This window comes from Mesorhizobium sp. B2-5-13 (assembly GCF_006440535.1).
Classification (GTDB): Bacteria; Pseudomonadota; Alphaproteobacteria; order Rhizobiales; family Rhizobiaceae; genus Mesorhizobium; species Mesorhizobium salmacidum.
The window spans coordinates 1-17,352 of sequence record NZ_VFUI01000043.1; the positions used below are offsets into that span (position 1 = coordinate 1).

At 63.8% G+C, this 17,352-nt stretch carries 20 protein-coding genes; 6 read left to right on the forward strand and 14 right to left on the reverse strand.

Annotation, left to right across the window (positions count from 1 at the left end; genetic code table 11):
- Positions 1 to 567 (reverse strand): SDR family NAD(P)-dependent oxidoreductase (locus FJ434_RS29320; protein ID WP_140796826.1); only part of this gene is annotated, 567 nt, incomplete at its 3' end.
- Positions 568 to 738: 171 nt separating this feature from the next.
- Between FJ434_RS29320 and FJ434_RS29325 the strand changes: the two genes are divergently transcribed.
- The gene (locus tag FJ434_RS29325; RefSeq protein WP_140751480.1) at positions 739 to 1,368 is read left to right on the forward strand and encodes a glutathione S-transferase family protein; all 630 of its coding nucleotides are present in this window, start codon (positions 739 to 741) and stop codon (positions 1,366 to 1,368) included.
- 5 nt (positions 1,369 to 1,373) lie between these two features.
- Here FJ434_RS29325 and FJ434_RS29330 read toward each other — a convergent pair whose 3' ends face one another.
- The gene (locus FJ434_RS29330; RefSeq protein ID WP_140751482.1) at positions 1,374 to 1,973 is read right to left on the reverse strand and encodes a YdeI family protein; all 600 of its coding nucleotides are present in this window, start codon (positions 1,971 to 1,973) and stop codon (positions 1,374 to 1,376) included.
- Between the two features lie 197 nt (positions 1,974 to 2,170).
- On the opposite strand from FJ434_RS29330, the gene FJ434_RS29335 reads away from it, so the two are divergent.
- A complete protein-coding gene (locus FJ434_RS29335; RefSeq protein ID WP_140713916.1) occupies positions 2,171 to 2,515 on the forward strand; it encodes a VOC family protein in 345 nt (114 codons plus the stop codon).
- 26 nt (positions 2,516 to 2,541) lie between these two features.
- Here FJ434_RS29335 and FJ434_RS29340 read toward each other — a convergent pair whose 3' ends face one another.
- A complete protein-coding gene (locus FJ434_RS29340) occupies positions 2,542 to 3,015 on the reverse strand; it encodes a cupin domain-containing protein (protein ID WP_140751484.1) in 474 nt (157 codons plus the stop codon).
- A 65-nt stretch (positions 3,016 to 3,080) separates the two neighbouring features.
- Here FJ434_RS29340 and FJ434_RS29345 point away from each other — a divergent pair, with 65 nt between their 5' ends.
- Positions 3,081 to 3,536: a MarR family winged helix-turn-helix transcriptional regulator gene (locus FJ434_RS29345; RefSeq protein ID WP_027144235.1), complete on the forward strand. Its 456-nt coding sequence runs from the start codon at positions 3,081 to 3,083 to the stop codon at positions 3,534 to 3,536.
- A 129-nt stretch (positions 3,537 to 3,665) separates the two neighbouring features.
- Positions 3,666 to 4,394 (forward strand): SDR family oxidoreductase, encoded by a 729-nt coding sequence (locus tag FJ434_RS29350; RefSeq protein WP_140751486.1) that lies wholly within the window; start codon positions 3,666 to 3,668, stop codon positions 4,392 to 4,394.
- On the opposite strand, the gene FJ434_RS29355 is transcribed toward FJ434_RS29350, so the two are convergent.
- Positions 4,391 to 5,377 carry a LysR family transcriptional regulator gene (locus tag FJ434_RS29355; protein ID WP_140751488.1) on the reverse strand — a complete coding sequence of 329 codons (987 nt, stop codon included), beginning with the start codon at positions 5,375 to 5,377 and terminating at the stop codon, positions 4,391 to 4,393. The genes FJ434_RS29350 and FJ434_RS29355 overlap by 4 nt on opposite strands.
- A 22-nt stretch (positions 5,378 to 5,399) precedes the next feature.
- Positions 5,400 to 6,305 carry a S1C family serine protease gene (locus FJ434_RS29360; protein WP_140751490.1) on the reverse strand — a complete coding sequence of 302 codons (906 nt, stop codon included), beginning with the start codon at positions 6,303 to 6,305 and terminating at the stop codon, positions 5,400 to 5,402.
- A 249-nt stretch (positions 6,306 to 6,554) separates the two neighbouring features.
- On the opposite strand from FJ434_RS29360, the gene yghU reads away from it, so the two are divergent.
- Positions 6,555 to 7,421, forward strand: coding sequence for a glutathione-dependent disulfide-bond oxidoreductase (gene yghU, locus FJ434_RS29365; protein WP_140751492.1), 867 nt, complete (start codon positions 6,555 to 6,557; stop codon positions 7,419 to 7,421).
- A 77-nt stretch (positions 7,422 to 7,498) separates the two neighbouring features.
- Here the strand turns inward: yghU and FJ434_RS29370 are convergent, their stop codons facing one another.
- Together FJ434_RS29370 and FJ434_RS29375 are read right to left on the reverse strand one after the other, a co-directional pair.
- A complete protein-coding gene (locus FJ434_RS29370) occupies positions 7,499 to 7,798 on the reverse strand; it encodes a DUF1236 domain-containing protein (protein ID WP_140508581.1) in 300 nt (99 codons plus the stop codon).
- 518 nt (positions 7,799 to 8,316) lie between these two features.
- Positions 8,317 to 8,562 carry an exopolysaccharide production repressor protein gene (locus FJ434_RS29375; protein ID WP_140751494.1) on the reverse strand — a complete coding sequence of 82 codons (246 nt, stop codon included), beginning with the start codon at positions 8,560 to 8,562 and terminating at the stop codon, positions 8,317 to 8,319.
- 214 nt (positions 8,563 to 8,776) lie between these two features.
- Between FJ434_RS29375 and FJ434_RS29380 the strand changes: the two genes are divergently transcribed.
- Complete coding sequence (locus FJ434_RS29380; protein WP_140751496.1) at positions 8,777 to 9,517, forward strand: sulfotransferase family protein; 741 nt, start codon at positions 8,777 to 8,779, stop codon at positions 9,515 to 9,517.
- Between the two features lie 627 nt (positions 9,518 to 10,144).
- Here FJ434_RS29380 and FJ434_RS29385 read toward each other — a convergent pair.
- From FJ434_RS29385 to ligD, 7 genes are all read right to left on the reverse strand, one after another.
- Entirely contained in the window at positions 10,145 to 10,309 is a 165-nt protein-coding gene (locus tag FJ434_RS29385) for a hypothetical protein (protein WP_181166198.1), read from the reverse strand.
- A gap of 104 nt (positions 10,310 to 10,413) precedes the next feature.
- Positions 10,414 to 11,184 (reverse strand): exodeoxyribonuclease III, encoded by a 771-nt coding sequence (gene xth / locus FJ434_RS29390; RefSeq protein WP_140508575.1) that lies wholly within the window; start codon positions 11,182 to 11,184, stop codon positions 10,414 to 10,416.
- Positions 11,185 to 11,190: 6 nt separating this feature from the next.
- Positions 11,191 to 11,835: an alpha/beta family hydrolase gene (locus FJ434_RS29395; protein ID WP_140796827.1), complete on the reverse strand. Its 645-nt coding sequence runs from the start codon at positions 11,833 to 11,835 to the stop codon at positions 11,191 to 11,193.
- 88 nt (positions 11,836 to 11,923) lie between these two features.
- Positions 11,924 to 13,057, reverse strand: coding sequence for a tetratricopeptide repeat protein (locus FJ434_RS29400; RefSeq protein ID WP_140751500.1), 1,134 nt, complete (start codon positions 13,055 to 13,057; stop codon positions 11,924 to 11,926).
- A complete protein-coding gene (locus tag FJ434_RS29405; RefSeq protein ID WP_027144225.1) occupies positions 13,054 to 13,959 on the reverse strand; it encodes a Ku protein in 906 nt (301 codons plus the stop codon). The genes FJ434_RS29400 and FJ434_RS29405 overlap by 4 nt, the downstream gene beginning before the upstream one ends.
- Before the next feature lie 315 nt (positions 13,960 to 14,274).
- On the reverse strand, positions 14,275 to 14,562 hold the full coding sequence (locus FJ434_RS29410) for a GIY-YIG nuclease family protein (RefSeq protein WP_140713936.1): 288 nt from the start codon (positions 14,560 to 14,562) through the stop codon (positions 14,275 to 14,277).
- A 122-nt stretch (positions 14,563 to 14,684) separates the two neighbouring features.
- Positions 14,685 to 17,192 (reverse strand): DNA ligase D, encoded by a 2,508-nt coding sequence (gene ligD, locus FJ434_RS29415; protein WP_140751502.1) that lies wholly within the window; start codon positions 17,190 to 17,192, stop codon positions 14,685 to 14,687.
- Positions 17,193 to 17,352: the final 160 nt, after the last annotated feature.

Here is a 17,352-nt window from a genome sequence, read left to right on the forward strand (position 1 = left end):
CATGTCGGTGGCGACCCAGCCCGGGCAGATCGCGTTGACCAGCACGCCCGAGCCGCGCAGTTCGGCCGCCAGCACGCGGGTCAGTGCGTTGAGCGTCGCCTTCGACGTCGAATAGGCTGGCGCGCCCGCGCCCATCGAGGTCAGCGAACCGCCTTCGGAGGAGACGTTGACCAGCCTGCCATGGCCGCCCGCCCCGAGCAGCGGCGCGAAGGCGGCGGCCACCCGCCAGGCGCCGAAGACATTGGTCTCGAACGCCTCGCGGATGAGAGTCCAGTCGGGCCGCAAGGCGCGCGAGCCGGTGTCGTAGTGGATGGCGGCGTTGTTGATCAGCACGTCGAGCCGGCCGAACCGGCGCTGCACGTCGTCGGCTGCTCTCGCCGCAGCGTCGGGCGCGGCGACATCGAGCGCAATGGCCTCGACAGCGCCATCGAGCCCTTTCGCCGCCGCCTCCCCCTTGGCGAGATCGCGCACGCCGAGCAGAACGGTGAAGCCGAGCGCCGCGAGTTGCCGTCCGGTTTCAAGCCCGATGCCGCGATTTGCGCCGGTGACGAGGGCGACTTTGTTCATGGGAAGCCTCTTTGTCGGTCATCTCGGGGCAAAATGGCACGGGTGGACCTGTTTTATTAGAGGGAGGAGATAGCAATCATCATGCGATGACGCGCATGAGTTGGTTGCGCAGGAATCGGGTGTCGGCGGGCGCAGCTATATGCGATCGTTCACCCATCAAGAGGACCGGTCATGCTCACGCTTCACGATTATCTGCCGTCGCAGAACGGCTGGAAGGTCCGGGTCCTGCTAGGGCTGCTGAAGATCCCTCACGTCACGCGCCTTGTCTCGATTTTCGAGGGCGAGAGCCATACCGACGCCTTCCTGGCGCTCAACCCGGCAGGCGCGGTCCCGGTCCTTCAACTCGAGGACGGCAGCGCCATCGCCGAATCCAATGCGATCCTCACCTACCTTGCCGAGGGCACGCCCTTCCTGCCGTCGGACCGCTACCGGCGTGCCAAGGTCATGCAGTGGCTGTTCTTCGAACAATATAACGTCGAGCCCGTCATCGGCTCGCTGCGCTTCTGGACCCTGACCGGACGGCTCGACCGTAACCAGGCCATGGTTGCCGGCAAGCGCGAAGCCGGAACCCGTACGCTCGCCGCCCTGAACCGCAGCCTTGGCGAGGCACCGTTTCTCGCCGGCAGCGACTTCACCATCGCCGACATCGCCGTCTATGCCTACAGCCACCGCGCCGGGGATTGCGGCTTTTCGCTCGCGGACTATCCGGGGTTCGCAGCATGGACCAACCGCGTACGCGATGCCATCGGACCCGGCTACCCCGTCCATGCCTACGGCAGCGACCCGCATTCGGGCGCCTGAAGGGCCTACTTCTTCCCCTGTCGATGGATCGTCTCGCCGCGCTTCAGCATCGCGACGAAGGCTTCGATCTTCTTCTTGCGGCCAGCCTCGGTCTTCATGTTGTGGATGCGGAAGGCGAGCGCGAAGCGGTTCTGCGCGCTGAGCTTTTCCAGCATCGCCTTCGCCGCCGGCTCGGCGTCGATCGCCGCCTGCAGATCATCGGGGATCTTCATCTCCTTGCCGCTGCCATAGGCGCGCGCCCAGCGCCCGTCGGCCTTGGCCGCCTCGACCTCTCTCAGCCCATGCCCGGTCATGCGGCCCTCCTCGACGAGGCGCGCCACATTGTCGACGTTGATCTTGCTCCAGATGCTTTTTTTGCCGCGCGGCGTGTAGCGCTGCAGGAAACTGTTCTCGTCCAGCCCCTTGCGCACGGCATCGATCCAGCCGAAGCACAGCACGACATCGATGGCCTCCTTCGGTGTGATCGACTTCAGTCCCGACCCCACCTTATGCACCTTGACCCACACTTCGGTTTCCGTGGCGTGGTGTTCGCTGAGCCAGGCGTAAAAGCTCGCCGCGTCGGGAAATTCCCGCACCTTGTCGGGGTCGACCTTGACGGGGGCCATCAGTGCACCTGCCCGATCAGTGTCGTTGTCGCTGGCGTCGCCCTCATCCTGCCTCCGGCATCGTGCGATTCCCCGCATCATGATGGCATGTTTCACTGCCAATTTTCGTCAGCAGTGGGGCACGCTGCCGCCGGGCAACGGAACACACCATCCATGGCCGCGTTCCGACAAGAGTGCAACCGCCATGGAGGATCGCAATGGCCGTGCAGACCGTTTTCGCCCATGTCAGCTGCTCCGACCTCGAGCCCAGCATCGACTGGTATGGAAAACTGTTCGGCAAGCCGCCGCTGCGCCGGCCGATGCCTGGCCTTGCCGAATGGCAGTTCACGGAAAGCGCCGAGGTGCAGCTCTTCGAGGACAAGGAAAAAGCCGGCACCTCGACGCTGACGCTCGGCGTGCTGCCCCTGGCGCCAGAACGGCAGAGACTGGTGGATGCGGGCCTCGAACCCGGCCCGATCGAGAAGGCCGGCCGTTCCTGGATCATGCGCATGCGCGATCCCGATGGCAATCTGGTGGTGTTTGCGAGTGCGGAGCGGGAATAGAGCCGCCGCAGCCCAGCGCTCGTGTTCTACACCGGTGTCGGTGCCGCCGGCGTCAGCCCGTGGCGACGCATGATCTCCATCATGCTGGCCTTGTCCGGCGGGCCACCGGCGGCGGCATGGAACATTGCGAAAATCTCGCGGAAATAGTCCGGACCGATCGCCGCCGGGGTCACGATACATAGTACCGTCGCGTCGTTGACGCCCTTGTTGTCGAACCGGTGGACGGCGCCGCGTGGAATGCATAGCGCCTCTCCCGCTCCGACATCGATCGCCTTGCCGTCTACGGTCCAGGTCAGCACCCCGTCAACGCCGTAGATCGTCTCTTCATAATGATCGTGGCTGTGCGCCGGCGCCAGCAGCCGCGATCCGCCAGCCACTTTCAACTCGAAGGCGGCGACGCTGCCGTTCGAACTGTCGCCCGTCACCAGGAAGCGAATCGATAGCATCTTGTCGCCGATGGCCTCTTCGGCTGGATTGACCTGAAGATTCATGGATGACATTGCGCAAACCCCTCCGGTAAATTACATTTACTAGCAATCAGTAAACTCAATTTACCGGATCGTCAATGGCCACGTCCACCGAAGTTCTGCAGACCAAGACCGAGGACCTTTTGATCGGCGCCCTGTTGCGCGTGCCGGCGCAGGCGATCCAGCGCCGGCTGATCAAGGAGCTCAACGACGCGGGTTTCGACGAATTGCGCCTGCCGCACATGGCCGTGCTGCAGTTTCCCGGCCCGGACGGGGCGCGGCCCGGCACGATCGCCGAGCGGGCCGGCATGAGCAAGCAAGCCATCAACCAGTTGCTCAGCAGTCTGGAAGGCTACGGCTACCTCGTCCGCTCCGACGGTGAAGGCAGCGCGCGCGTGGTTCGGTCCACCGAGCGCGGCCACGCCGCTTTCTGGAAAATGGTCGACATATTGCGCGACATCGAGGAGGAGTGGCGCACCGAACTCGGACCGCAGCGCTTCGCCCAGTTAAAGGCGCTGTTGTTCGTCGTTTGGGATAGCCCGCTGGTACGCTGACGGGACGAGGCTCATATGGGCTGGCATAATCGGCCCGTCCGATGACACCATCGGTTTCTTCCGTTTTCGCTTTCCGCATCGAGCTGCCAATTCCCTGCCCTTGTCCAACCAAACGAAGGCAGAGCGGATATGAGCATTTCGAACCAAAAGATCCTGATCGTCGGCGGAGGATCCGGCATGGGCCTGGCGCTTGCAAGGCGCTGCCTCGAAGCCGGGGCCGAAGTCATCATCGCCGGGCGCGGCGAAGACAGGCTGCGGCAGGCTCGTGAGGCGCTGGGCAATAGCGCCGCCCTCGAAACAACCACTGTCGACATCACGCGGGAAGATCAGGTCGCGGCGTTGTTCGCCGGGATCGGCGGCCTCGACCATATCGTCAGCACCGCCGCCGACATCGAAGGCGCCTACCGGCTGCTGCCGGAACTCGATCTCGCGGCGGCGCAACGCGTGGTAGACAGCAAGATCTTCGGGCCGCTGCTGCTGGCCAAGCACGGCGCGCCACGGCTGGCAGTGCCCGGCTCGATGACCTTCGTTTCCGGCATCGCCGCCTACCGGCCGGCCGCGCGCGGTTCGGTCGTCGCCGCCGTCAATGCCGCGCTCGAAGGGATGGTGCGGGCGCTGGCGGTGGAACTCGCGCCGATCCGCGTCAACGCCGTGTCGCCCGGCTGGGTCGATACCGAGATTTGGGCGCAGGTGGCCGGCGAGAGGAAAGCAGAGACACTTGCGGCGATGGCCGAGCGGCTGCCGGTCGGCAGGATCGGCCAGCCCGACGACATCGCCGACGCGATTTTCTTCCTCATGGGCAATGGTTTTACGACTGGCACGACGCTGCATGTCGAGGGCGGGCATCGCTTGGTCTAGCTGACGACGGTTTTCCCGGAATTGTTTAGAAACAAGGCCTTGGAGCGGTTCGCCGATTCAGATCCTGAGCCGGTTCCGGAGGGCGGCGGCGCCAGTGTGTCGCGCGCGGCGGCAAGCAGGTGCCGGAGTGCCGGCGGCTGGACGCGCCGGCGCCGCCAGATCATCGTCAGCGGCGCCACTTGCGCTCGGCCAGGCCATGGCAGTTCGATCAGCTCACCACGCTGAAGCGCGTCGCTGACGGCCAGACGTGGAACGAGGCCCAGCCCCGCGCCGGCCGCGACCAGCCGGGCAATGGCGCCGATGCTGCCGACTTCGGCGGCAAATCCCGAGGCTCCGATGCCCGCCTCGGCGAAGGCGGTGTCGAACATGTGCCGGTAGATGCATCCAGGCTCCGTTGCCACGAAACGTTTTGCGGCAAGGGCGGCCAGATCGCACGGAACCAGATTCTGCCCCGGCGCGGCGATCAGCACCAGCGGCTCGGCCGCTATCGTATGCCTGGCGAAGCGTTGATCGACGCCGCCATTTGGAACATCGCGGCGACTGAAGCAGAAGGCGACATCGATGTCGCCGTCCTCCAGCTGGCGCAGCAGCGTGCCGCTGTCGGTCACCTTCATCCGGACGGCGATGTCGGGGTGACTGGCCTGGAACCCCGGCAGCCAGGGCGCCAGGCGGGCCGAGGCGATCGTCTCCAGCGCACCGATGGTCAGAACGCCGCTGGTCTGCCCAGACGCCGCCTGAACGGCGGCACGCGCCTCGCCGTCCAGCCGCAGCAGCTCTTCGGCGATGGGCCTCAGCGCCAGCCCCGCCGGCGTCAGCTCCAGCCCTGATTTCGAGCGTGTGAACAAGGCAGCGCCCAGCTCGGCCTCCAACGACTGGACCTGGTCGCTGACGCTCGACTGGGCGAGATGAACCATCTCGGCGGCGCGCGTGATGTTGCGGCTGCGCGCCACCGCGAGGAAGGTCTTGAGCAGTCTTGGATGCATCGGCTGGCCGAAATCGCCGGGCCTACTGCAGCTGCGGCTTTTTCAGGAAACTGCCGCGGTCGGCGGATTTGACGCGCAGCCAGGTCTCGCGGCCGTCGCGCACCACCCGCATCGGGATCTCGGCACCGGCCGAGCCGCTTTCCCAAAGCTTGCGATAGAAATCGGCGAGCCCGTCGACCTCACCGTCGCGGACCTCGGAAATGACGTCGCCTTCGCGCAGGCCGGCCTTGGCCGCCGGGCCGCCCTCGGTCACGCTCATCACCACCACCTTGCCGTCGCTTTCGGCCGACAGCGCGCCGAGCCACGGGCGCGGCGGCTTGGCCACGTGGCCACGCGTCAGCAGGTCGTCGAGGATGGGCGGCAACAGGTCGATCGGAACCACCATGTTGATATCGGCAACCTCGCCGGCGCGGCTCATCTGCAAGCGCAGCGAACCGATGCCGAGCAGCGCGCCCTCGGCGTTGAACAATGGCGCGCCGCCCCAGGACGGATGCGCCGGCGCGATGAAGATCGCTTCGTCGAGCAGATACTCCCAATAGCCGGCGAATTCCTGCTTGGTGACGATCTTGGCCTCGATCGCCCGGCCGATGCCGTCGGCAAGCACCACCGCGTCGCCGATCCTGGCCTTACCGGCATCACCCAGCGCCACGGCCGGCAGACCGGTCGGCGCCAGCGCCTGAACGAGGCCGAAGCCCGATTCCTGGTCGTAGGCGAGCGCGTGAGCGGGGATGACGCGGCCGTCATGCGAGGTCAGCCAGACCTCCTCCGCCTCTGTGATGAGATAGCCGATGGTCAGCACCAGCCCGTCACTGCGGATGACGACGCCGCTGCCTTCCCTGAGCGTGCCCAGTGCCCCGGCCGTGAAGGCATCCTCCGGAACGGTCGCCCGCACGGCAACGACGGAACGCGGATTGGGATTGATGGTCATGATTTTGTCCTGCGATGCGAATGCCTGGCGGCTTCTTCTATAGGTATGCCACGGGGGAGATGCTGCAAGGGGGTGAGAAACGGTGGCCATAGGGCAGGAAAAGCCAACTGCTCGGCTTTTCGAATTTCGAACGCCCGGCAGGCGATGCGTCGCGCCTCGCATTGACAATAGTTCAACACAAGTTGAACTTCCCTCTCCGCAGCCCTAGCTATGGGTGACCTGCCATCCTCCCACGATACGAGAGCCGACATGACCGAATATACCCCGCCGAAAGTATGGACCTGGAACAAGGGCAATGGTGGCGCCTTTGCCAGTATCAACCGGCCGATCGCCGGACCGACGCACGACAAGGAACTGCCGGTCGGCAAGCACCCGCTGCAGCTTTATTCGCTGGCGACGCCAAACGGCGTCAAGGTGACGGTGATGCTCGAAGAGCTCCTGGCGCTTGGCCACGAGGGCGCCGAATACGATGCATGGCTGATCCGCATCAACGATGGCGACCAGTTTGGCAGCGGCTTTGTCGAGGTCAATCCCAATTCCAAGATCCCGGCGCTGATGGACCATAGCGGCAAGTCCCCGGTGCGCGTCTTCGAATCCGGCTCGATCCTGGTCTATCTCGCCGAGAAATTCGGCGAATTCCTGCCGGCCGAGCAGCCGGCGCGGGCGGAAGTGCTATCCTGGCTGTTCTGGCAGATGGGCTCGGCCCCTTATCTCGGCGGCGGCTTTGGCCATTTCTACGCCTATGCACCGGAAAAGATCGAATATGCTATCGACCGCTTCTCGATGGAGGTGAAGCGCCAGATGGACGTTCTCGACCGCCGTCTGGCCAAAACGGAATATCTTGGCGGCAAGGATTACACCATCGCCGACATGGCGGTCTGGCCCTGGTATGGCGGGCTGGCGCTCGGCCGGCAGTATAATGATTCCGCCACCTTCCTGTCGGTGCACGAGTATAAAAACGTGCAGCGCTGGGCGAAGGTGATCGACGAACGACCCGCGGTAAAGCGTGGCCGCATGGTCAACCGCGCCTTCGGCGAACCGGCCATGCAGCTGCACGAACGCCATGACGCCAGCGATTTCGACACCAGGACGCAGGATAGGCTCGCCGCCGAGTAGATTCAGGAAAGCTCCGTCAAAAGCCCATCACCGGCGTTAAACCGGTGATGGGCTTTTTGCTTGATGCATGAGACGGATCAGTGAAGAACTTCCACGATCTGACGGGTGTCGGGATCCACCAGCACGGTCTGATCATTAATCACCGCGACGCGATACCTGACGTTGGGAACTTCACGCAGTTCGACCTTGTCCGGCACAGAGGAGCCGAGCTTGAGTTCGACGCCCAGAAGGTTCACCGACGCCAGCGGTTCCCTCTTGATATATTCGCGAACGACCGTCTCCTGTTCCGGCTGGACCACGATGGTGTCCGCCAGAGCCGCGCCGACGCCGCCCAGCAGGACGATCGCAGCCGCAGCACTCGTAAGATAATGTTTCATTACAACCTCCATGATTGGCTATTCGCTCCGCCTGAAGGGAAACTCTCACGCAAGTCGGAGGTTCCATATCTGCTTGTGAAATAAATGAGGCGATTAACCAACAATATGCCACATTTTGTTACAAATATAAGTGAAGATATCCACACTAGCATGCTTTGCAGGTCTAATAAAACTTCTTCTGGATTGCGGGACAATCAAGGCATATCGGCTTGAAAGGCAAGAAATGACGCTAGAGCTATCTAACGTATAGCGAGGGGTGTCGTTCCCATGCTTTACCTCGCCTCCAAAAAAGGCCCGCCCTGCCGGGAGCAGGAGCGGGCCTCCAACGGACCGGTGGAGGTGGCGCCTCACCGATCGAGGTAGGAAAACGCACGCACCGCGGCTTCGTTCCACCGTGGCCGCCGCGATTTACCGGAAGTGCGCCGCGGCGAATTCTGCGCGATGCTGAATACGCTGGCCAGCAAGGCCCTGAGAGATTCTCCCGGGGGCGGAGGGATAGCGAGCCGCGGGTGGCGCCGTTAATGCCGGACGCCGTCCCGGTGTAACGGCGGCACCGGGTTGACTGCATCCTGGCCCATCGCGGTGTCTTGTGCGCGCCTGTAGATTAGCCCCAGGACGAGCACGAAGTAGCCGACCTGCAGGACGACCAGGACCACCGCAGTCCCGGCAAGCGCCTCCCAGAAGGAACCGGTAGCAATATAGGTCCAGACCGCGACAAGGATCGTGGTCGCCGACATTCCGACGAGAAATGGCCCAAAATACATCGACCTTCAAGATCCCCCAACCCGTCCCGGTCCGGGCGACTCCCTGCCCAAATCTCCGCATCCGCGCACAGGTTTTCATTATTTTAGCAACTGCGCAAGTATGCGGTGTCCCTCGACATCCCCTTAGAAATTTGTTGCACGGTGGCGCTGGCAGGAGCAGGTTGATGCTCACGGACCGCGGTAATCGGGAAAAGAAGTCCGGGGGGATTGGGGAATGACGCTTAAATTGATCGGGGCCGGTTTCGGCCGCACCGGCACATGGTCGACCTTTGCCGCATTGAACAAGCTCGGCCTGCCCTGCTATCACATGCAGGAAGTGATCATGAACAAGGCCAACACAGGCCATCTCGATTTCTGGCGCAAGGTTGCCAACAGCCCGCCCGGTTCGCAGCAGGACTGGGGCAAGGTGTTCGCCAATTACACCGCCACGGTCGACAATCCAGGCTGCTGCGTGTGGCGCGAACTGATGGTGGCCTACCCCGACGCCAAGGTGCTGCTGACATTGCACCCACGCGGCGCCGAGGCGTGGTACGAAAGCACGATCGACACCATCTACTTCACCGAGAACCTGTGGCAGTTCAAGATCCTGGAATGGCTCACCCCGTTCGGCCGGAAGTTCGGCGACATGTCGCGCAAGCTCATCTGGGGCCGCACATTGGCCGGTGTCATGGGCGACCGGGATAGGGCGGTTGCCCGCTACAATGCCTATGTCGACGAAGTGAAGGCAGCCGTGCCGCCGGAAAAGCTGCTGGTGTTCAAGGTCAGTGAGGGCTGGGCCCCGCTCTGCCATTTTCTCGATGTGGCGCAGCCGAACGAACCCTTCCCAAACCTGAACGACCGCGAAACGATCAAGAAGATCATCCGCGACATCATCACGGGCTCCTACATCATGCTGGGACTGACGGTGGCTGCCATCGCGGCGGTGATCGCGGCATTGTGGTGGTGGCTGGGCTGACCGCAAGCCCAGGCGCGCCTGCCTGTTTGGAGCGGGCCGAGTTTTTCGCTCCCGAAACAAACGACCTCACCGACTGCCAGCTTTCGGTCGGGCAGGCTGACTAGCAACTGCTCTCGCTGGAATTTTGCGCTTGCCTTCCCTGCCGGACGGGTCACCAGTTCATGGCCGTTCGACCAGGCTTTTGCCCTTCTCAACGCCGCTGCAAAGCGGCATGATTATATCTCGATTGGATGAAATAGCGGAACATCCAATGGACATTGCCGGAACCGAACAGGGCCCCCCGGACTTTTGCGCGCATCACCCAAGACCTTGGTCCTACAAGGGAAACCGGATGGTTCGATCCGCGACGCGCAGGCAACGCGCGCCGGTCGGTCCAGAGGCGCCGGCACTTTGCCATCTCGCGTCATCGCCATGCCCGCAATGCCGCCTGATGATTGGCCGATTGTGCCCGGCTAGAATGCAGGGCCTTGCAGCCCCTGCCTATTCCGCTTTCGCGGAAGTTTCGGACGTCTAGGCGATGTGCGATAAGGTTGTTGCGGCGGTACGAGCCGCCCTGGTTGGCGCGGGCGCCGAGCACACCCCAACAATGCGCCCCCCGTCCGCGTCGACATGGCAAGCGCCTGGGTGTCACGGCTTTGCTGCCAGCCCGGCAAAAGCCAGCAATGGGCTGATGTCGTGTCGATCGGCTGCCTTCAACGCCGAAATATACGCCGCCCGTCTCTCGTTCATTTTCAACAGGTCAGCCCCATCCGCCCAATCGATCGGATCGACGCCGTACACTTTTTCGAGCATGGCGTCCGCTAGGATGCGGGAACTCATGGCGGAGGGGCCTCTGATGGCCGCTCGCCGTTGTCATGAGGAGTAACGAAAAGGATGATCAGCGGCCGGAAAGCCCCTCACCCCAGTTCCACCCAGACCGGCGCATGGTCGCTGGCGCCGTCCTGCCCGCGCACGTCGCGGTCTATGCCCGCTCCCTTCAGCCGGCGCACGAGCGTCTTCGACAGCAGGATATGATCGAGCCGCAGGCCGGCGTCACGCTCCCAGCGGTTCCGGCGATAATCCCAGAAGGTGTAGAGCGTCTCCTTCGGATATTTCTTCCGTAACGCATCGGTCCAGCCTTGTTCCAGCAGCGCGGCGAAGGCAGCGCGGCTTTGCGGCTGCACCAGCGCGTTGTCGTCATAGGAGCGGGTGGCGTAGATGTCGCGCGGCTCGGGCACGATGTTGTAGTCGCCGGCCAGCACCACAGGCAGACCGGTTTCGAGAAGCTGTTCGGCATGCGCCTCCAGCCGCGCGTGCCAGGCGAGCTTGTAGGTGAATTTCGGCCCCGGCTGCGGATTGCCGTTCGGCGCATAGAGACAGGCGATAACGATGCCGTTCACCGCCGCCTCGATATAGCGGCTCTGCCGGTCGGCATCGTCGCCGGGCAACGCATCGCGGGTCAGCACCGGCTCGGCACCACGCGCGAGTATGGCGACGCCGTTCCAGGTCGGCTCGCCCTTCCACACCGCGCCATAGCCGGCATCGGCAAGCGCGGTACGCGGAAACTGCGTGTCGCGCGCCTTCAATTCCTGCAGGCAGACGACATCGGGTTTTGCGGTGGCGAGCCACGCCAGCAGCTTGTCCAGCCGGCTGTTGATGTTGTTGATGTTGAAGCTGGCGATCTTCATCGGGGATCAGGGGGCGATCCTGCCCACCCACGCCTTCACCGTCTGCGCCAGCGTCGTCCGATGATCCGCCGTGGAGAAGCCCGAAATGCTCTTGCGCGGCTTGAGATCATGGTCGCCGTCCTCCAGCCAGATCACTTCGATCGCATCGGAAAGGCCGTAGGTCGCGACCTCGTCCTTCGTGCCGAATTCGTCGCGCGTCCCTTGAAAAATCAGCGTCGGCGTCTTCAGCCCGGCGAGATGTTTTGTCCGCAATTGCTCGGGCTTGCCAGGCGGATGGAAGGGATAGCCCAGGCAGACCAGCCCCGATATCTCGCCCTTGGAAAACATCTCGTCGGCGACCATGGAGGCGACGCGCCCGCCCATCGACTTGCCGCCGATGATGAGCTTGCCCGACACGCCCTTGCCCCTGAGGTCGGCGATCGCCTTGATGTATTCCGGGTTCACCGTCTCGGCGCGCGGCGGCGGCTTGCGCTGGCCATAACGGCGGGCCGCCATGTAGTGGAATTCAAAGCGCGCGACCTGGAAGCCCACGGCGGCGAGTGCCTTGGCGGTGGCTGTCATGGAGGGGGAATCCATCGACGCGCCGGCACCATGCGCAAGCAGGATGGTGTCGGGAGCGGTGTCGTGGCCATCGAAGAGGAAGGTGGTCATGATGTGGCACCCCGCGCGACGGCGAAGCCGCCAATCTTGCCCCACAAGGGGGGAGACCGGCTGTCGTCGCGGTCTTGGCCAACCATCGTCACCCCGCCGACTTCGCCAGCTGCATATCCACGAACTGCACGCCTCTGGCCGCCACTCCAGCCCATTCCGACGCCGCGTCGAGCTCCAGATACCGCACCCACAGCCGCCGCGCCTCGAGCAGATTGCCGGCGTCAAACTCCAGCCGCGCCAGATTGAACACCGGGTCGGCATAAGTCTTGTCGAGCGCGATCGCCTTCTGCAAATGCCTTCGCGCCGAAGCGTCGCGGCCCTGCTCGCTCATCAGCCCGGCCAGATTGAACCAGGCTTCGACGAACGCCGGATCGAGCTTTATCGCCCTGGCATAATCGTGCGCGGCTTCCGCCACGCGCCCGGACCCGCGCAAACAGTTGGCGCGGTTGAAGGCGGCGATGGCGTCGGTGGGGTCGATGGCGAGGCAGCGCTGGTAGAGTGCGGCGGCACCGTCATGGTCGCCGCCCTCCTCCGCGGCTTCCGCCTCGGCGAACAAATCTTCCAGCGTGTCGTCGCCTTGTGCCGCAGCTCCCAGATCGAACAGCAATTGCCCGTCGAGTTCGCTCTGGCCGCCTTCGAGATAGATGGCGTCGGGACGGCCATGCTGCGAGCCGACATTGAGCGACTTGGCGGTGAGCGAAGCGACGGGGCCGGAGCGGTGGACTGAGCGCGCGATCGCGCCCCATGTGGCGCCGCCGGCGATCAGCCCGGCATATTTGCGTGCCAGGATCAGGTCGCGGAAGGAATAGGGCTCGCCATCATGCTCGAAGGCATCGAACAGGCTGAGCCGGTCGAGATCGGCGCCGGACAGCCTGGACTGGTCGATCAGCGATTGGCGCGACAGTGAGGGCGCCTCGGGCGCCTTCATCAGCCCGAGCAGCCGCAGGAAACCGTTCTCGCTCAAGAGAATGCGCCCGGCCGCACGCTCGGCGCCGAGGCGGCGTTCGATCTCGCCGTCGCTATTTTTAGTCAGTCCGGCCTTGGTCAGCCCAGTCTTGGCCAGCAAGGTCCGTCCGAACACGACATGGCTGGTACGCCTGGTGACGCCGCGCCTGAGCTGGCCGTGCTGGCGCTCCACCTCGCGCGCGGCGAGCCTGAGCGGAAACGCCGCCAGCGCGCCGATCGTACCAAAGACAGCCCCCGGAACGGCCGGTGCCGTCATTTCTTGCTCTTGCCGACCGCCTTGAGCAGGTTGGCCTTGAGCGGATTTTCAGGCGCACCACCCGCTGCCGCCTTCTTGGCGGCGGGCTTGGCGGCCTCGTCGGCCTTGCTCTTCGACTTGGCCGGCGGCTTCGACTGCGACAGGCTGGCCTTCAGCGCATCCATCAGGTTGATGACATTGCCGCGTTCCGGTGCCGCCGCGATGATCGGCTTGTGGCCCTTCAGCTTCTCGCGGATCATCGACATCAGCGCGACTTCGTAGCGGTCCTCGTAATTCTTCGGATCGAAAGTGGTTTCCTTCTGCTTGATCAGCGCTTCGGCAAGCTGCAGCATTTCCGGGTCAGGCTTCATGGCCGGAATGTTGCCGAAATATTCAGCCGTGCCACGCACTTCGTTCGGGTTCCTCAACGTACACACGAACATGCCGTTCTCGCGCGCTCCGATCGTCACCACGCGCTCGCGGCTGGACAGCACCAGCCGGGCGATGGCGAGCTTGCCGGATTTGCGCATCGCCTCGCGCAGCACGGCAAAGGTCTCTTCCGCCATCGCCCCGTCCGGCGCCATGTAATAGGGCGCGTCCTGGTAGATGACGTCGACCTCGTCCTCGTCGACGAAGGCCTCGATGTTCATCGTGTGATTGGATTCGATGCGCACGGCGTCAAGGTCGGCATCGTCGATGATGATGTACTGCTTGTCCTCGTACTCATAGCCCTTGACCAGATCCGCGCGTTCGACGAGCCCCAGTTCAGGGTCGACCGGCTTCATGTTGATGCGGTTGTGGGTCTTCTTGTGCAGCTGGTTGAACGAGATGCGTTCGCTGGCGCTGGTGGCGGGGTATAGCCGCACCGGACAGCTGACTAGACTGAGTTTGAGGTAACCTTTCCAACTTGCCCTGGGCGCCATGATGAACTCCTACGCGGCCGCGCGCTGACAGTTACTTCGCAGCGCTTCGTCCGAAGGACGAACAAGGCTGCGCAAATCCTACACCGACCCGGCACAATAGCGGCAAATCCCTGACGAAATCTTCCCGCCGGTTTTCGGGGTCACGGGCGGAGAATAATTCAAATTGTCGGAAGCGTCGATGGCGTGCGGGACGCCGGTGATTGGCCGACCCACTTATCCCTTCGTCATCCTAGGGCGAAGCAAGGAGCGAAGCGACGCGCGCAGACCCTAGGATCCATGCCGTGACTTACAAGCGTTGCTGCAGTGAAGGAAAGCTCACCACCCTGTTCCGCGAAAGAGTTCGAACCAGTCTGGATTGGCCTTCTCGATCAGTTCAACCTTCCATAGGCGCGGCCAGCGCTTCAGTGACTTCTCGCGCTGGATCGCATCGGTAATGTCGAAATATTCCTCATACCAGACCAGCCGTTGCACGCCGTATCGGCCGGTGAAACGCGAGCCTTGGCCCGACTTGTGTTCTGGCATACGGCGACCGAGGTCATTGGTGACACCGATATAGATTGTGCCGCGCTTCTGGCTCGCGGTCATGTAGACGTATCCGGTCATCTGAACAGGTGCATTCTACAACAATGGTCGCGGCATGGATCCTAGGGTCTTCGCGACGGAGCTTCGCTCCTGCTCCGCCCTAGGATGACGAAGTTCAGGAGCCCTGTTCGTCGAAGGGCGCCTCAAAGCCCGTTTACCTTTCCCGGGACCACCGGCAAATCCCGCGCGAACTCGTCAATGTCAGCCCACGGATCACCCGATGTCTCCAGCAACCCCGGCAGCGACGCGTAATTCAAATCCTGCGGCGCATCGATTGCCTCCAGATCGCTCCAACTCACCGGTGTCGAGGCCGGCAGGTTGGTGCGGGCGCGCAGCGAATAGGGGGCGGCGGAGGTGTGGCCGCGCGCGTTGCGGTGATAGTCGATGAAGATGCGCCGCTTGCGGTTTTCCTTGCCCATGGTGGTGGTGAAGGTATCTGGCGCGGTGGCCGTGAGATGCGTCGATATCGCGCTGGTCGCCTGGTGCAGCTTCTTCCAGTTCTGCTTGCCGGTCACCGGAACCGTGATGTGGATGCCGCTGCCGCCCGAAGTCTTTGCGAATGGCACCAGCCCCAGCCCCTCCAGCTCGCCCTTGATGTGGACGGCGGCCTCGACCACCTCGCGCCAGGAAATCCCCTCGCCCGGGTCGAGGTCGAAGACGATCTGGTCGGGCTTGTCGAGGCTGGTGCGATGGGTGCCCCAGGTGTGGAACTCGACGACGCCGAACTGCGCCAGCGCCAGATAGCCCTTGGCACCCTCGACGGAGAGATAGGACTTGGTCTCGCCCTCGGAATTGGTCGCCTGGAACGTCACCACCGAAGGCGGCATGCCGGTGAAGGCGTGGCGCTGGAAGAAGCAATCCTTGGGCAGGCCGGTCGGGCAGCGCACCAGCGACACCGGGCGGCCAAGGATATGCGGCAGCATGAAGTCGCCGACCAGCGCGTAATAGACGGCGATGTCGAGCTTGGTCGGGCCGTTCCTGCCGAACAGCCGCCGCGTCGGGTTTGTCACCCAGATCGTGGCAAGGTCGGCTTCAGCGATCAGCCGCTTGCGTTTTGCCGACACCGGCGTCGACAGGCCGACGTCACGCAGACCGCGAAACACACCATGGCGCAGCGCATTGTCCGCGGTTCGGTTGGCAAAATGAATGCGCGCCGAAAACAGCGGCTTGACCCAGTGCATCTCGCGCATGATTTCGCGCGGCACGCCTTCCGGCGGCGTTGCGCCTGACGTGAGCGGCTCCAGCCGGGCCAGCAGGTCGGCCGCGGTCGCGGCATCGAAGCCGGAGCCAACCTTGCCGCGATAGTGCAGTTCGCCGTCCACCCACTCGGCCATGCCGAGCGCGGCCAGCCCCTCGGCCGCGTCCGAAGTGGTGTAGCCGGCGATGACGAAATCGCCCTTTTCGAGCGCCTTGGTCTTGGTCCAGCTCTTGGTGCGGCCGCTCTGATAGATGGCGGTGGCGCGCTTGGAAACCACGCCCTCCAGGCCGAGTTCCGTCACCTGGTCGTAGAGCCCCTGCCCCGAACCTTCGACATGGTCGGAGAACTGGATGGCGGAGTTGGCGCCAAGCCCGCCAAGCAGTTCGGCCAGCAGCGCCTTGCGCCGGATGAGCGGCACCTTCATCAGGTCCCAGCCATCGAGTTGCAGGAGATCGAAGGCGTAGAAGTGCAGCTTGCTGCCGGCGCCCTCCGCCAGCGCGTCCTGCAGCAGCGCAAAGCGGGAAATGCCCTTGGCGTCGAGCACGACGATCTCGCCGTCGATGATCGCCTCGCGGCACGGCAGCTTGGCGAACGCATGGGGAAGGTCGCCATAGCGCTTCGTCCAGTCGATGCCGCCACGGGTGATCAGCCGGACCTCCCCGTTGGAGACATGCGCCATGGTGCGGTAGCCGTCGAACTTGATCTCATGCAGCCAGAGCTCGTTGGTATTGTCGGCAAGGCTTTCGCCACCCGGCGGCTTCGGCACCTGCGTGGCCAGTTGCGGCTCAATACGGCTCAGTGCCGGCGCCTTGGCCGCGCCGGGCAGGTCGCCCGGCCTCAACGATCCAGGCTTTGGCGCGGACTTCGCGGCCGGCTTCGGCGGCGCCACCAGCTCCTCGATGCGCAGGCCGGATTTCACGCTTTCCGGCCGCGCTTCGAGGATGTTCAGCGCCGTGTCGGCGGCGAGGTCGCGCTCCTTGAACAGCAGCCAGTTCTTCTTGTTCTCGTCCTCGCCGGGCTTGGGCTTCAGGCGCGTCAGCATCCAGCCGCCATTGAGCTTTTCGCCGGCCAGCCGGAACTTGAAGGCGCCGGTCCTGAGGCTCTGCTCGACATCCCCCATCGGCGCCCAGGTGCCGGCGTCCCAGACGATCATCGGCCCGCCGCCATATTCGCCCTCGGGGATGACGCCCTCGAAATCGATATATTCGAGCGGGTGGTCCTCGGTCTCTACGGCCAGCCTTTTGTCGGCAGGGTTGAGCGACGGCCCGCGCGGCACCGCCCAGCTTTTCAAGACATCGCCGACTTGCAGGCGCAGATCGTAATGGTCCGCCGTCGCATGGTGCTTATGGATGACGAAGCGGTTGCCGTCGCCGGCCATCGACCCGCCGGCCGGCTCCGGCGTCTTCGAGAATTCGCGCTTGGCGCGATAGGTCTGGAGCTTGGCGGGCGGCATGTCAAAAGCCGAGCCTGGCGGAAATCAACAACCGCCTCGTTCCTTCGCGCCCCCCTCTGCCCTGCCGGGCATCTCCCCCTCTTGGGGCCCGTTGCGCAATATTGCGGGAGGCTTGTTGTGAGGATTGAGGGCGGCCATTTTCGTTGCTTTGGAGGCTTTT

Bases quoted from the DNA above. Each gene is read 5' to 3' on its own strand.
- FJ434_RS29325 (WP_140751480.1), top strand. From the start codon at position 739: ATGCTCACGCTTCACGATTATCTGCCGTCGCAGAACGGCTGGAAGGTC.
- FJ434_RS29330 (WP_140751482.1), bottom strand. From the start codon at position 1,973: ATGGCCCCCGTCAAGGTCGACCCCGACAAGGTGCGGGAATTTCCCGAC.
- FJ434_RS29335 (WP_140713916.1), top strand. From the start codon at position 2,171: ATGGCCGTGCAGACCGTTTTCGCCCATGTCAGCTGCTCCGACCTCGAG.
- FJ434_RS29340 (WP_140751484.1), bottom strand. From the start codon at position 3,015: ATGTCATCCATGAATCTTCAGGTCAATCCAGCCGAAGAGGCCATCGGC.
- FJ434_RS29345 (WP_027144235.1), top strand. From the start codon at position 3,081: ATGGCCACGTCCACCGAAGTTCTGCAGACCAAGACCGAGGACCTTTTG.
- FJ434_RS29350 (WP_140751486.1), top strand. From the start codon at position 3,666: ATGAGCATTTCGAACCAAAAGATCCTGATCGTCGGCGGAGGATCCGGC.
- FJ434_RS29355 (WP_140751488.1), bottom strand. From the start codon at position 5,377: ATGCATCCAAGACTGCTCAAGACCTTCCTCGCGGTGGCGCGCAGCCGC.
- FJ434_RS29360 (WP_140751490.1), bottom strand. From the start codon at position 6,305: ATGACCATCAATCCCAATCCGCGTTCCGTCGTTGCCGTGCGGGCGACC.
- yghU (WP_140751492.1), top strand. From the start codon at position 6,555: ATGACCGAATATACCCCGCCGAAAGTATGGACCTGGAACAAGGGCAAT.
- FJ434_RS29370 (WP_140508581.1), bottom strand. From the start codon at position 7,798: ATGAAACATTATCTTACGAGTGCTGCGGCTGCGATCGTCCTGCTGGGC.
- FJ434_RS29375 (WP_140751494.1), bottom strand. From the start codon at position 8,562: ATGTATTTTGGGCCATTTCTCGTCGGAATGTCGGCGACCACGATCCTT.
- FJ434_RS29380 (WP_140751496.1), top strand. From the start codon at position 8,777: ATGACGCTTAAATTGATCGGGGCCGGTTTCGGCCGCACCGGCACATGG.
- FJ434_RS29385 (WP_181166198.1), bottom strand. From the start codon at position 10,309: ATGCTCGAAAAAGTGTACGGCGTCGATCCGATCGATTGGGCGGATGGG.
- xth (WP_140508575.1), bottom strand. From the start codon at position 11,184: ATGAAGATCGCCAGCTTCAACATCAACAACATCAACAGCCGGCTGGAC.
- FJ434_RS29395 (WP_140796827.1), bottom strand. From the start codon at position 11,835: ATGACCACCTTCCTCTTCGATGGCCACGACACCGCTCCCGACACCATC.
- FJ434_RS29400 (WP_140751500.1), bottom strand. From the start codon at position 13,057: ATGACGGCACCGGCCGTTCCGGGGGCTGTCTTTGGTACGATCGGCGCG.
- FJ434_RS29405 (WP_027144225.1), bottom strand. From the start codon at position 13,959: ATGGCGCCCAGGGCAAGTTGGAAAGGTTACCTCAAACTCAGTCTAGTC.
- FJ434_RS29410 (WP_140713936.1), bottom strand. From the start codon at position 14,562: ATGACCGGATACGTCTACATGACCGCGAGCCAGAAGCGCGGCACAATC.
- ligD (WP_140751502.1), bottom strand. From the start codon at position 17,192: ATGCCGCCCGCCAAGCTCCAGACCTATCGCGCCAAGCGCGAATTCTCG.